We start from the raw sequence: 14052 nt of genomic DNA on the forward strand, positions 1-14052 counted from the left end.
GAAGTATATTTATATTATTGCACTTATAATATATTTAAGAATTAGTTTTATTTTTAATAACAAGTCTAATCTGATCTTTCTTTTCAGGCTTATCAGATGTAATAAATTCTCGTGAATATAATAGTTTGATAAGTTTTTTATTATAATCCTTATCAGAAATTAATGGTCTTTTTCCATCAAGTTTAGCTATTTTACTATATTCATCAGGCATTAATTCTAGTATTTCAATTAATTCTGTATCAACTAAATCACTCTCTTGTTCTACTAATAAGTTAACTTTTGATTCTATAGATTCAAGTTGTGTAATCATCATTTTGGTATAGTAATAACCCATAATAATAGTTTTATCTATAATGGAATATATCAATTCTGCAATTCTTGGATTACTTATAAAATCATAATCTATTAGCTCAATAATTTCTTTTTTATTTTTATCAGAAATATTTTTTGATTCCAATAACTTTGTAATATCATCACTATCTATAATAAAATCAGAATAATTTTCAATAAACTCATTTATATTTTTTTCTAAAAAAACTATATGTTGATTTTCACTATTTTCTTTTAATTGTTCAAAGTTTGTATTTCCAAATTTTAGAATAACATCATTAACCAATATATTTATTTTTTCTTCTTCGAGTTTTGACAAATCAATATCTTCATAATGGTATCCATTCTTTTTGACTAAATTTGAATAAGAAACTAAATTAAACTTATTACACTCAATCAATTCTTTCAATAATGTTAAATTAAAATTTGAATGTAGTTCTTTATATTTTTTATCTATACGAATATCTAATAACTCTTTTGAATTTTCTCCTATATCTAGAAATTCAATTAAACTATCATCTAATCCTTCAACATAATTGTAATATTCTGAAACATTTTCCCAAGATGAAATCAACTTGTTATTGTTTAATAATTCAGTCCATAAATCTTTTTCTTTTATAGAATTAATTTCTAATATTCTTTGTTCTTGATGTTTTATAATTTCTACTTTTAATTCTTTTTCAACTTCTTCAACTTCTTCATCATTAAGTAATTTAAGTATAGTAGATTCAGATTCACCAACATTTGTCTTGATTTTTAAATTCACATTTTTAATATATTCGTTGATATTCTCAGATATATATTGTTTTAGATTTTCAGCACTTGAATCTAAAATTACTGTGTAATGTGCCTTTGATAGACTATCATATATATTAGCATCGTAATCATTTTGAACAAAAATAATATAATCTATCATTTTTCGATTAAGTTCATAAAAATTATTTTCATAAATAAATTTAAATGGTGTAATTTTGTCTTTATCTTCTCTAAAGAACTTGAACTTAACATTTAATTTACTTATTATAGATGTTAATCTATTATTAAATGCTTCATGAGGGCTATTAAATTCTTTTAGTGCTTCTATATAATTTTTTAAAGTATTATCAATATTCAAGTTAAAAATATTGTCAAACTCTAAATTATGTAGTAATATATAGAAATATTTACTTTTTTCTTCATCAGTTCTATTCATTACGATATATTTCCATATTGATGGATAATATTTAACTAAGCCTTTTATAAAAGCAACAATATTAGGTTGAGTATTTAGATAAGAAAAAATAAATTCTATCGAAGATTCACTCTCATTTGATAACTGCTTAAATATTTGAATAAATTGTTTAGGATAATCACTTTTATTGTCAAGTATATAGAGTAATAATTGGAAATTTAGAACTGATTCTTTTTTAAAATCTCTAATTTCAAGTCTTTCTTTTCTAAGAATTTCTTTTAAATTTTTCAACTCATAACTAAAATTAAAGTGAGTTCCATTATTTTTAATATTTAATAAAAAGTCATTATCATTTTTTGAAATACTAACCCCAAAGAAATTTGATAAATAGATATTATAATCTTTATTTATATGACCATAACTGATCAAATATTTTAAAAGGTCTTTTTTATCAAAATTATCATCAAATACATTTACATCTTTATATTTATTTATTATTTCTTGAATTGAATAGTTTTCAATTTCAGTAATATCATCTTTCAATTTATTTATTTGATTTAATAATTCATTCTTTTTATTATTTGTTTTATCTAAAATAAATTGTTCTCTTTGTTGATATGAATATTTTGAATTGATTTCATCTTCAATATCTTTAAAATTTAAACTTCCATTATAATTATAATTATTATAATTTATCTTCTTACTATTTATAATCAGCTCAAAATCTTCATTCATTAATAATTCTTTTAAATCAAATCTATTTCCATCAATATAAATATTACCACTAAAGGAAGACGAAAATTTTTCCATAATCTTAAAAAGATAAACCTGTCGTAATTCTCGTACATTTTTATGAAATTCTTTATCTATTTCATCAATTTTCTGTTGTAAATTTTCAATTTCACTATTTATTTCATCAATCACATTTTTTATATATTCTACTTTTTTATTAAAAACATTATAGACCAATCCTTCATATTTATGTAATTTCTCGAAATCTTGTGGCTCAAAATTTTTATAAATAATCATTGCTAGTAATTTTGTTTTATCCAGTCTTGAATCAAGACTCATACTATATATTTCATATTCATTATAGATATTTTTCAAAAGTCGCATATCTGATATATAAAGTGAAATATCATATAAGAAATTAGTTTTAACTTCATTTTTAAAAAAATCTAATAATTTTTCTTTTGAATTAGTTGCATTAATGTAAGGAATAATAGGTATTAAAAAATCAAAAAACTTCGTCCTTTCTTGTTCATTACAAAAGATTTTATCTTTTACTGCATATATAAATTTTATTTCTCTATCGATTTGTTCTGAATTATTAATAAAGTTATTTAATTCTCTTAATTTTGTGAAAATATCTAAATTTTCAAATCTATCTAAATCTTGGAAGACAATTACATTAAATGTAGTTTTTTCAAAAAAATACAAAATTTCATCCAAATGTTTATTTAATAAAGATTCATTTTTTTTATCATTTGAAACTAATTCCAAATCTTTCAAATTGAGTTTATCAATACTTGTATTACTCAAAATAAATAAGATCTTTTCTATAAGATAATAACATCCAACTAGTAAGATTCCAATTGAAATAATTCAAGGATATCTTTAAGTAAGGTGATATTTGATAAATATTCTGGTTTAAATACTATAAAAAAAGACAACAATGATAATAAAATATTAATAATTTTTATTGATAAATGGTCTAATCTATTAATTTTATTTAATCTTGATTGAGGAATTTTATTACTCTTAACTTTATAAAACATTTGCTCTAAAATACTTTTTTCAATAAGAGATGAATCTATAGAATTATTATCTTCATTCTTTTTATTAAATCTTGCCAATGATATATCTAAAAATTCATACACTCCATTTTCATGATTCTTTTCAAATGTTTTTATAAAACTACTTTTCCCAGAACCATATGAACCTGATATTGCGATATTTCTTACTTTTATTTCATTTAGTGCATTTTCTAAAGCGATTGAATATTCTTCTATATTTTCTGCTTTATCATTAGGTGTTAAAAATTGATATCTACTTTCTGTTTTATAATATTTATTTTTTATATAACAATGATAAATATTCAACTTCTTTATTAAAAAAACAATTATCTTATCTAGAAATTTTTCTAGCATTATTATCCTCTGTATTATTAATTTTAATCTATCTCAACAAAACTCATCCCAGCACCCTTAGGAACAACTTTTATTTGTAATGGTATTCTCTCTTTCAATGCTTCCACATGAAAAATCACACCTACCATTTTTCCGCTACTTTGGAGTAGCTTTAGAGCATTTAGTGTTAGTTCACAACTATCTTCATCTAAAAAATCTATGATAAAAGTATAAATAAAAGACTAGTTATTTTATTTCTATTTTACAGTTATTCCTATTAAATTATAATAATTTATTATTTTATAATATTATTTAAAGTTTAATAGCTTTTAAAACCTTTATTTTGCTATTATTCTAAAAAAATATGGAGATTATATGAGCACAAAAATTAAGTCTATTATTGAAAGTAATTTTTTCACAAAGTTTATAATTTATTTGATTATTTTAAATGGTATTACTATGGGATTAGAGACTTCTAAAACTTTTATGTCAAATTATGAAAGTTATACTACGATATTTAATCAATTTGTTATAACGATTTTTACTATTGAGATTATACTTAGGATTTATGTTTATAGAATCTCTTTTTTCAAAGACCCATGGAGTTTATTTGATTTCTTTGTTGTTGCTATTTCATTAGTTCCTACAAGTGGTGGTTTTGAGATATTAAGAACTTTAAGGGTATTAAGATTATTTAGACTTGTTACAGCAGTTCCACAAATGAAAAAGATAGTTGCTGCTATAGTTAGTGTGATTCCGGGTATGTTATCTGTGATTGCTTTGATGACACTATTTTTTTATATCTCAGCTATTATGTCAACACAACTTTTCTCAGAAAAATTCCCTGAATGGTTTGGAACATTAGGAGAGTCTTTTTATACCTTATTCCAAATTATGACATTAGAGTCTTGGTCAATGGGAATTGTAAGACCTATTATGGAAGTTCATCCTTATGCATGGGTTTTCTTTGTGCCTTTTATTTTCGTTGTAACCTTTGTAATGATTAACTTAGTAGTTGCCATCATAGTTGATGCAATGGCTATTTTAAATCAAAAAGAAGAACAAAATATTTTAGATGAAGTACAATCAAATGAAACACATATAAATGAAGAGATAAAAAGTTTAAGAGAAGAAGTACGAGAGTTAAAAGTTTTATTAGAAAATAATTTCAAAAGGTAAATCATGGAACATGAATCTAGTTATGAAGAAATAATTGTAGAAAAATCAGATAAAACGTATGAATTAAAAGATCAACTAAAAACTTATGGAATTCATTATAATTTTGATGAAAAAGAGTATTCAAACAACTCACCTATAAGTGAAAATACTCTTGAAGAGCTAAAGTGGTTTTTAAAAAGTAATGATTTGAAACATACAACAAGAAAAGCTAGCAAAAAAACACTAAATTATAAAATAATACCAATTGATAAAAACAACTTCATAATAGAACAAATAAACAATAATTTAAAATGCTATTTTATAAATGTTTATATAGGTATGGATCAAAACAGAGTAAATATTTTAGATACAAGAAAATCACTGCACTTAAGTGCAAATTTGCCAAAGTTTGAATCTAGTGACAATTTATTTGAAGTACTCAAATACTTCTCTTTAAATAATGAAAAGCTTGTTGAAACAAAGTTTGATGAATCAGAATTATTTACTATTCTTCCAAATATTATTGATACACACTCTTTACAGATAAGCTTGGAGCAAAAACTACAAAAATTTAAGTTTATGGTGATTAAAGATTTAGCTTCTAAAAGTAAAGGAGATTTCTTATGCAATTGTGTTCCAGGGTTTTTCCCAGAAACAGAGTTTAAAATAGTAGGTAATAAAATCCTTAGTTCTTACACAGAAAACTTTCTTTCAGCTAATCAAGAAAAAAAGATATGGAAATATTTATATAAAAAAGAAAATCGAAGATATATAGGAAACAGAAAAGAACCAAGTTTATTTGAATTATTTAAAGGTGCAAAAATACCTATAAGAGAACAATCAGGAAATGAATACTTAGGAAGAATAACTGCTATAAAAGAAATCAGAGGTAAATTGGAAATAAAAATATCAAATGGAATAAGTGAAAAAATTGCTCCAAGGCTATTTGGAAAAGAAGAGTTATTTGATTTTATTAGACCATATAGATAATTTGAATATCTTATTTCATTTTTCTCAGGATATTAAATAATCAGCAATTAATCATATTTAATCAACTTATATTAGCTCTATAATACTATCAATATTTTGTAATTAATTTGTAACCATTTACTATTATAATTGAACGATAAATGTATTATACGAGGAAAATAAATGAATAAAAAAAGTTGGTTAAGTATCTCAGTTGCAAGTGCAATTTTATCTATAGCTTTTGTAGGATGTAATTCCTCAAAGAGTGGTACTGATTCTGAAGAATCAAATTTAGAAAAGTTTTTCAATACAGGAGCTGTATTACCATATACTCAAATTGGTGAAGAGTTAGATAATGGTGCTAAAGAGAATGAGAAGTTTTTTGTTAGAAATGGTGGATATGGTTCAGCAGCTGCTGCACATCCAAGTGAAGAAAAACAATTTTATGCATTAACAGATAGAGGACCAAATGCAGCTTTTACAGGTGATGATGGTGTAGGTAAAAAGTTTCCCGTTCCTGATTATACACCTAGAATCGGTCTTTTTGAAATTCAATCAGATAATTCAGTTAAAAAAATAAAAGATATCCTTCTAAAAAGACCTGATGGTACAGAAATTTCAGGATTACCAAATACTTCTGCTTTAGGTGGTACGGGTGAAACGCCTTATGATGCACAAGGCAATACAATAAAAGATGAAAATGGCAATATTAAACTTGATGATTATGGACTTGATGGTGAAGGATTAGCTGTATTAAAAGATGGTACTTTTTGGGTAAGTGATGAATATGGACCACATATGGTTCACTTTGATGCTGATGGTAAAGAAATTGGAAGAATAAATCCTTTTGCTTCTGATTCACGAAATACTTTTACTTTACCTTCTGAATTTTCTTATAGAAGAGCAAATAGAGGAATGGAAGGTCTTACAATTACACCTGATCAAAAAACACTTGTTGGTATTATGCAATCAACTATGTATCTTCCCTCTTCTGAAGTTAAAGATTTAAATATTACACGAATTGTAACTGTTAATGTAGAAACTGGAGAAACAAAACAATATCTATACAAGCAAGAAAAAAATCAGAATTCTAATTCAGAAATAGTTGCTTTAAATAATGATGAATTTTTAATTATAGAAAGAGATGGTAAATTCATAAAAGATGGTGATAATTTACAAAAAAATATTTATAAAGTAAGTTTATCTTCAGGGACAGAACTGGAAAATGTTTCTTTAAAAAACAACATGATACAAGATGATTCTTTAGGACTTATAATTGATGGTTTAACTCTAGAACAAGTAGTTTTAAATAGTGGATGGGAAGCATTAGAAAATTCAGGTATTTATCCAATATCAAAACAATTATTTGTTGATATGGTTGATCAAGTACAATATCCCCATGATAAAATGGAAGGTTTAATAGTATTTAATAATGGCAAATTAGGAATAGTAAATGACGATGATTTTGCAACTTGGTCAACAGGTGGTATTTTAGAGCAAAAATATCTTGATGCAGATAAAAAAACAATTGATACAAATACACTATATCTTGTTGATCAACCAAAAATTGTAAGTAATTTAGAAAAAATAGGTTCTTATGACACTAAAAAAGAAGCTGGAAGTGAAATTGTTGCTTATGATAAAGATTCAAAAAGAATGTTTGTTACAAATGGCGCTAATAATGCTATTGATGTTATTGATATTTCAAACCCAACATCAACATCTTTAGTTAAAAGTATTGACTTAAACACTTATGGAACAGGTGTTAATTCTGTTGCTACTTATAATGGAAAAGTAGCTGTTGCTACTGAAAATAAGTCTAGTGATGGATTAAAAACAAATAGTAAAGGTAATGTTGTATTTTTTGATATAAATGGAACTCATCTAAAAACTGTAGAAGCTGGATATCTACCTGATATGGTTACTTTTAATGAAGATGGTTCAAAAGTTATAGTAGCAAATGAAGGCGAACCAAATGGTGATTATTCAGTAGATCCAGAAGGAAGTATTGGAATTATTAATACTGATGATTATAGTTATACAGAAATTACTTTAGATATGCAAACAACTAATGCAAATGATGGAACTCTTGTAAGATTAGGAGCAACACCTAGTAATTCTCAAACAAAAGATTTAGAACCTGAATATATTACAGTTTTAGGGAATTATGCTTATGTAACTTTACAAGAAAATAATGCATTAGCAAAAGTTGATTTAACAACTAACACATTAGAGTTTATTAAATCATTTGGTGCTAAAGATTATTCAAGTAAAAATACAATTGACATCGAAGAAAATGGCACAATTGAAATGAAAAATTATCCAGGTCTTTTTGGTTTATATCAACCAGATTCAATAGCTTCTTATTCTTACAATAATTCAACATATTTAGTTACAGCAAATGAAGGTGATGGAAGAGAATATCTTTATGATGATAAAGATGGTGAAGAACAAGAATCACATGTAGATGAGAAAAAAATTAGTAAATTAGACTTAGATTCTTCAATTGCCAATGCATATAAAAATGATAATGATTTAAAAGTTATGATTGATTTAGGTGATACAGATAATGATGGCGTGTATGAAGAACTATATACTTATGGTGCTAGAAGTTTCTCTATTTGGGATGAAAATGCAGATTTAGTATGGGATAGTGGTGATCAAATTTCTAAAAAAATAGCACAAATTCAACCTGATCTATTTAATCAAGATGAAGGAGAAATAGATGGTCGAAGTGGAAATAAAGGTGGTGAACCTGAAGCCTTAACTGTAGGAGTAATTGATAATAAAACTTATGCATTTATTGGTCTTGAAAGACAAAATGCAATATTAATTTATGATATTACTAATCCAACAAATGCCTCTTTTGTAAAATATATTGAAATTGGCTCTAATGGTGATATTTCACCCGAAGGTATGAAGTTTATTTCATCAAGTGATTCTTCAAATGGAAAGGATTTATTACTTGTTTCTTATGAAATGAGTGGGTCAACTGTTATTTATGAAGTTAAATAATTTATATTATTAATAGTAAGGAATAATTTATGAAAAAAGTATATTTAAGTATTGTTTCAATAGTAACAGCATCAGCATTATTTGTAGGTTGCGGTTCCTCAAGTAATAAGTCAGTAAATAATGATGAAAATTTTAAACTATCAATATTTCATGTAAATGATACACACTCTCACATAGAAAGTGAATCTATGACATTAGAGTTTAATGGTGTTGAAACATCAGCAGACGTTGGTGGTTATGCAAGATATGTAAGTAAGCTAAATGAATTAAAAGAAGAAAAACCTGATTCAATTACATTAAATGCAGGTGACGTATTCCAAGGTACTCTTTATTATTCATTGTTTAAAGGAGAAGCAGATGCAGCAGCTATGAATCTTATTTCTTGGGATGCTTATGCATTAGGAAATCATGAATTTGATGATGGAGATGAAGGATTAAAATCATTTTTAGATATGTTAAATGATGATATACCAGTAATTTCAGCAAATGTAGTACCTCAGAAAGGAAATATATTAGAAGGATATTGGACTCCTTATATTATAAAAGAAATAAATGGTGAACAAGTAGGAATAATAGGTTTAGATATTGTAGGTAAAACACAAAACTCATCTAATCCTAGTGATGAAATCACATTTTTTAATGAAACTCAAACTGCACAAAAGTACATTGATGAATTAACAAGTAAAGGTGTTAATAAGATTGTATTATTGACACATCAAGGCTTTGATAATGATTTAGCAATGGCTGAAAGTCTAACAGGTGTTGATGTAATAGTTGGTGGTGACTCTCATACTTTAGTTGGAGATTTTACAGCTTTAGGTCTACAAAGTACTGTTAGTGATTACCCTAGTATTAAGCAATCTCTTGATGGAAATACTGTTTGTATTGTTCAAGCCTGGGAATATGGGCATATTTTAGGTGATTTAGATGTTATATTTGATGAAAAAGGTACTGTTTTATCTTGTGAAGGAAACCCTTTACTTTTAGTAGGTAATGAATTTACACAAGAAGATAAAAACGGTGATGATCAAATTGTAAATGATATACAAAAAGAAACAATCACTAAAATCATAGAAGAAAATTCTAATATAGAAATAGTTAAAGAAGATGAAAATACATTAAGTGTTATAAACACTTTTGTTCAACAAGTTGATGAGAAAAAATCTCTTGAAATAGGAATAGCAAGCCAAAGATTAGGACATAATAGAATTCCCGGTGATGTAAAAGATGGTGTTGCTGCACTACCTTTAGGAAGTGATATTGCACCAATTGTTGCAAAATCTTTTTATGATTTAAGTAATTTAGCTGATGCTTGTATTCAAAATGCAGGTGGAGTAAGAGTTGCTATTGAAGAAGGTGTAGTTACAATGGGTGATGCATATACTTTATTACCTTTTGCAAATACTTTATTCGAAATTGAAATGTACGGAAGTGAAATTAAACAAGTATTAGAAGATGCTTTAACTAATACAATAGACGTAGATGGTTCAACTGGTTCTTTCCCTTATTCTTATGCTTTAAAATACGATATTGATTTATCAGCAGAAGAAAATAATAGAATTTCAAATCTTGAAATAAAAGATAGACAAACAGGAACTTGGGGATTAATTCAAAATGAAACTATGTACACAATTGTTACAAACTCTTACACAGGTGGAGGTAAAGATGGTTATCTTACTTTTAAAACTGTACAAGATGAAAGAGGTCAAGGTGTTGATACATATTTAGATTATGCATTAAGTTTTGTTAAATATATGGAAACATTAAAGGCAAATGGAGAAACTTTACAAAAGCTTCCAAGTGAAGATCATCCAATAAAAAGCTTTATTGGAATAGAATAAAAAAGAAAGAAGTTAGTTTAAGAATAGATTTTTCTATTCTTAAATCTACATTATATTTTAACACTCACCTACTCTAAAATTATTTAAATCAAGTTAATATATTTACTTTTGATATAATAATTTTTAATTACATATTTAAAAGAACAAAATGACTTAAAAATAATCAAAAATATAAATGATAATTACCCAGATGGGGGAAGTTCACGAATCAATTAATATCACTATCTAAACAAGATATAACAATTAAGAATATTGCTGGAAATAAAAGAATTGTAATATCTTTATATTATAAATACATTATTTTTTTTAAGATATTTATATTTTAGAAATACATTATTTTCTTTAATATATGCTGCAGTTGTATGTGAAATATGCATTAGTGAAGCATTTTTTACTTCAAGTTCATCTAATATTTCACTCGCTTGTACATAGTTTAAATGATTTCCAGTTTCTTTTCTTTCATCATAGCAAGCATCAATAAAAGCATAATCTAGTGAAAATGATTTTAAGAATTCCATACTTGTCTTACTTATACCTGAGCAATCTGTCAAATATGCAATTTTATTATTTTTATATTCTATTAAATATCCAAAAGTATTCTTTGAGTGCTTTAAAGGAATTGTAGTAAATTTTATTTCATTTATAATTGTTTCACTAAAAGGTTCTAGTTCATTATATAAAAGCGAATATTTGTGTTTAAATAAATCAGAAAAACCATCTTTATCTTTTGGATGATAACAATTAATTTTATCATTTGAATGTCTAAGTCTTAAAAGACCCATGCAATGATCAGCATGGAAATGTGTTAAAAAAATTGCAGATATTTTTTTCATATCAAATATATTTGAGATATCTTCAATACCAGCATCAATTAAAATAACCTTATCTTCAATTTCTAAATATGCACAAGTTGATAAATTATTCATATTATCACTTCTATATTCATTACATATAGAACAAGTACAATTATGTACAGGGATACCTGCACTATCTGCTGTTCCTAAGAATTTGAGTTTCATTTTTTACCTTTTGTACTTTTATCTATTTTCAATATCAATTTTAATAAGTAAGTTATCAAATCTTTTTGTTGATTCTTCAAGAGAAGTAGAATTATCAAAATTAATTAAATTCTTTGCTTCTATTTTCTCATAACTACGAGATAATCTTTTTTCAATTTCTTCTTTTGTTTCTCTTCCACGAAAAAGTAATCTTTGTTTTAGTATTTCTTTAGGAATTGTTATATTAATCGTATAAACATTATCATATTGTTTTTCAAAATCTTTAATTTTGGATCTTGATATTGATATAACATTCGTTCCTGTTGTAAGAAATCTTCTTGCAATACCATATGAATTACCATGAGCATTCCAAGATGAAGCAAAATATGAATTATGTTTTAATAACAAAAAAGCATAATCATCTATATAATAATTGCTTTCATTTAAATCTGCTTTTCTTGTTATATATCTTTGTACAAAGTTTAACTTATCACTTAATCTTTCTTGTGAAGAGCGTAAAAGCGTATCTTTTCCTACTCCGCTTGGCCCTACAATTAGTATAATTTTTGTTTTCATTTTTCCTACTTTAAATATTTATATATTAAAAATCGAAACCTCTAATTCCGTTATAAATTGATTCACCATCTTTAATTGTCAAAACAACTTTTGGAATATATGTATCATCAATTACAATAATATCAGCTCTTTTACCTTCTTTTATAACACCTCTATCTTCCAAGTTTGCATATGTCGCAGGAGTTGATGTTACCATTGAAAACCCTTTTGCTATATCTAAATTAGCATCTTCTTTCATTCTATAAACAGCTTGAAGCATTGATGTTGGGTGGTAATCTGAACATAAATATTTACATACATCTTCTTTTACTAAATCAATTGCAGCAATATTCCCACTTTGACTTCCTCCTCTTACAATATTAGGAGCTCCCATACCAGTTGCAATTCCTTTTGAAACTGCATATTTTGCAACTTCTAAATCTAAAGGAAATTCAGAGATTTGAACACCAAGGCTAAGTAAACCATCAAGTTTTTCAATACAATCATCATCATGACTTAATAGTGTTAAATTATGCTCTTTCGCATATGAAACTAAATCATTGATTTTTTCTTCATTCTTATTTAACTTTTTACTAACGACATCATTAATTTCTTCTTCATTTAAGTTATAATAATTTTCATAATATGTTTTAAATGATTCTAATGATTTAAATTGACCTTGACCAGGACTGTGATCCATTAAAGATACCATTTTTACCATTCCATTTTTGATAACTTCTTTTATAGGTTCAACTGCTTCTTCTGAGCTAAGTTCAAATCTTGCATGTACAAAATTATCAACACCTAAATGTTTTTTATTTGCTTTATTTATCTCTTTTATTTGTTCAATTGCTAAATCTATACTTCTTTTCTTTTTAGGATTATCTTCAAAACCAATTGCATGAAACATAGTTGTTATTCCTGCCATTGATAGTTTTTTATCTAATTCAGCAAGAGCTAAAGAAACAGGGAAAGTAGCACCATGTCTAGGTTCTATTTCTTTTTCAATTGCATCTGAATGCAAATCTACAATTCCAGGAGCTATTTTTTTATCTCCTAAATCAATTGCAATTTCATTTTCTTTATATTTATCAATTCTTTTTATAAATTCTCCTTGAATTACTATATCAGCAGGGACAAATTCTTCATTTATTAATACATTTTTACTTCTTAAAATTGTTTCCATTTTACTTTACTCTCTCTAATTCATAAATTCTATCACTAATAATTTTCATTGCTTCAAGGTCATGGAAAATACCAACCATTGCAACACCTTGTTTTTTTAAATCTTTTAATTTTTCTACAACTTTCATTGTATTTGTTTTATCCAATGATGCAGTTGGTTCATCTAGTAATAATAGTGATTTTGGTGCAATAATCCCTTTTGCAATATTTACACGTTGTTGTTCTCCACCTGAAAAAGTCAATGGTGATAAATCAAAAAGTTCTTCCCTTATTGATAAATAAGCTAATAATTCTTTTGCTTTTTCTCTTGAAACCTCTTCACTTTCACCTTTAAAAATAAGTTGTTCAGATACAACATCAACTGCACTTACTCTTGGTAAAATTTGTAAAAATTGAGAAACATATCCTATTTCTGATTTTCTTAAATTTAAAATTTCACTTTCACTTGCATTTGAAATATCAATATTACTTCTATCGTCTCTTGTAAAAATGATACTTCCTGATGTTGTAGTATATGTTCTATATAAAGTCTTTAAAATAGATGATTTTCCTGCACCACTTGGTCCAAATAAAGATAAAAATTCTCCATTTTTAACAGTTAAATTAATATTTTCAAAACCTTTTACTTCAATACTTCCTCTTGTATGTACTTTAAAAGTTTTATTTAAATCTTTTACTTCTAATCTAATCATCTTTTACCC

Annotated in this window: 10 protein-coding genes; 4 read left to right on the forward strand and 6 right to left on the reverse strand. The window is 25.6% G+C overall.

Annotation, left to right across the window (positions count from 1 at the left end; all coding sequences use genetic code 11):
* Positions 1-34 precede the first annotated feature (34 nt).
* Positions 35-3043: a hypothetical protein gene (locus KO488_RS09675; protein ID WP_216058599.1), complete on the reverse strand. Its 3009-nt coding sequence runs from the start codon at positions 3041-3043 to the stop codon at positions 35-37.
* A gap of 38 nt (positions 3044-3081) precedes the next feature.
* Positions 3082-3651, reverse strand: coding sequence for a hypothetical protein (locus tag KO488_RS09680; protein WP_216058600.1), 570 nt, complete (start codon positions 3649-3651; stop codon positions 3082-3084).
* 354 nt (positions 3652-4005) lie between these two features.
* On the opposite strand from KO488_RS09680, the gene KO488_RS09685 reads away from it, so the two are divergent.
* From KO488_RS09685 to nadN, 4 genes are all read left to right on the forward strand, one after another.
* Positions 4006-4809, forward strand: a complete 804-nt coding sequence (locus tag KO488_RS09685; protein WP_216058601.1) for an ion transporter — start codon at positions 4006-4008, stop codon at positions 4807-4809.
* A 3-nt stretch (positions 4810-4812) separates the two neighbouring features.
* Positions 4813-5778, forward strand: a complete 966-nt coding sequence (locus KO488_RS09690; protein ID WP_216058602.1) for a hypothetical protein — start codon at positions 4813-4815, stop codon at positions 5776-5778.
* Positions 5779-5940: 162 nt separating this feature from the next.
* Positions 5941-8772, forward strand: coding sequence for a choice-of-anchor I family protein (locus tag KO488_RS09695; protein WP_216058603.1), 2832 nt, complete (start codon positions 5941-5943; stop codon positions 8770-8772).
* A 29-nt stretch (positions 8773-8801) separates the two neighbouring features.
* Positions 8802-10613: an NAD nucleotidase gene (gene nadN / locus KO488_RS09700; protein ID WP_216058604.1), complete on the forward strand. Its 1812-nt coding sequence runs from the start codon at positions 8802-8804 to the stop codon at positions 10611-10613.
* A gap of 281 nt (positions 10614-10894) precedes the next feature.
* Here nadN and KO488_RS09705 read toward each other — a convergent pair whose 3' ends face one another.
* The 4 genes from KO488_RS09705 to phnL are packed head-to-tail and all read right to left on the reverse strand — an operon-like array spanning position 10895 to position 14043.
* Positions 10895-11632 (reverse strand): MBL fold metallo-hydrolase, encoded by a 738-nt coding sequence (locus tag KO488_RS09705; RefSeq protein ID WP_216058605.1) that lies wholly within the window; start codon positions 11630-11632, stop codon positions 10895-10897.
* Between the two features lie 18 nt (positions 11633-11650).
* Positions 11651-12187, reverse strand: a complete 537-nt coding sequence (locus KO488_RS09710; protein WP_216058606.1) for a hypothetical protein — start codon at positions 12185-12187, stop codon at positions 11651-11653.
* A 25-nt stretch (positions 12188-12212) separates the two neighbouring features.
* Complete coding sequence (locus KO488_RS09715; RefSeq protein WP_216058607.1) at positions 12213-13352, reverse strand: alpha-D-ribose 1-methylphosphonate 5-triphosphate diphosphatase; 1140 nt, start codon at positions 13350-13352, stop codon at positions 12213-12215.
* 1 nt (position 13353) lies between these two features.
* Positions 13354-14043 (reverse strand): phosphonate C-P lyase system protein PhnL, encoded by a 690-nt coding sequence (phnL, locus tag KO488_RS09720; protein ID WP_216058608.1) that lies wholly within the window; start codon positions 14041-14043, stop codon positions 13354-13356.
* Positions 14044-14052 lie beyond the last annotated feature (9 nt).

This window comes from Poseidonibacter lekithochrous (assembly GCF_018861145.1).
Lineage (GTDB): Bacteria > Campylobacterota > Campylobacteria > Campylobacterales > Arcobacteraceae > Poseidonibacter > Poseidonibacter lekithochrous_A.

Excerpts from the sequence above, each read along its gene's own strand:
- KO488_RS09680 (WP_216058600.1), bottom strand. The coding sequence starts at position 3,651 with ATGCTAGAAAAATTTCTAGATAAGATAATTGTTTTTTTAATAAAGAAG.
- KO488_RS09685 (WP_216058601.1), top strand. The coding sequence starts at position 4,006 with ATGAGCACAAAAATTAAGTCTATTATTGAAAGTAATTTTTTCACAAAG.
- KO488_RS09690 (WP_216058602.1), top strand. The coding sequence starts at position 4,813 with ATGGAACATGAATCTAGTTATGAAGAAATAATTGTAGAAAAATCAGAT.
- KO488_RS09695 (WP_216058603.1), top strand. The coding sequence starts at position 5,941 with ATGAATAAAAAAAGTTGGTTAAGTATCTCAGTTGCAAGTGCAATTTTA.
- nadN (WP_216058604.1), top strand. The coding sequence starts at position 8,802 with ATGAAAAAAGTATATTTAAGTATTGTTTCAATAGTAACAGCATCAGCA.
- KO488_RS09705 (WP_216058605.1), bottom strand. The coding sequence starts at position 11,632 with ATGAAACTCAAATTCTTAGGAACAGCAGATAGTGCAGGTATCCCTGTA.
- KO488_RS09710 (WP_216058606.1), bottom strand. The coding sequence starts at position 12,187 with ATGAAAACAAAAATTATACTAATTGTAGGGCCAAGCGGAGTAGGAAAA.
- KO488_RS09715 (WP_216058607.1), bottom strand. The coding sequence starts at position 13,352 with ATGGAAACAATTTTAAGAAGTAAAAATGTATTAATAAATGAAGAATTT.
- phnL (WP_216058608.1), bottom strand. The coding sequence starts at position 14,043 with ATGATTAGATTAGAAGTAAAAGATTTAAATAAAACTTTTAAAGTACAT.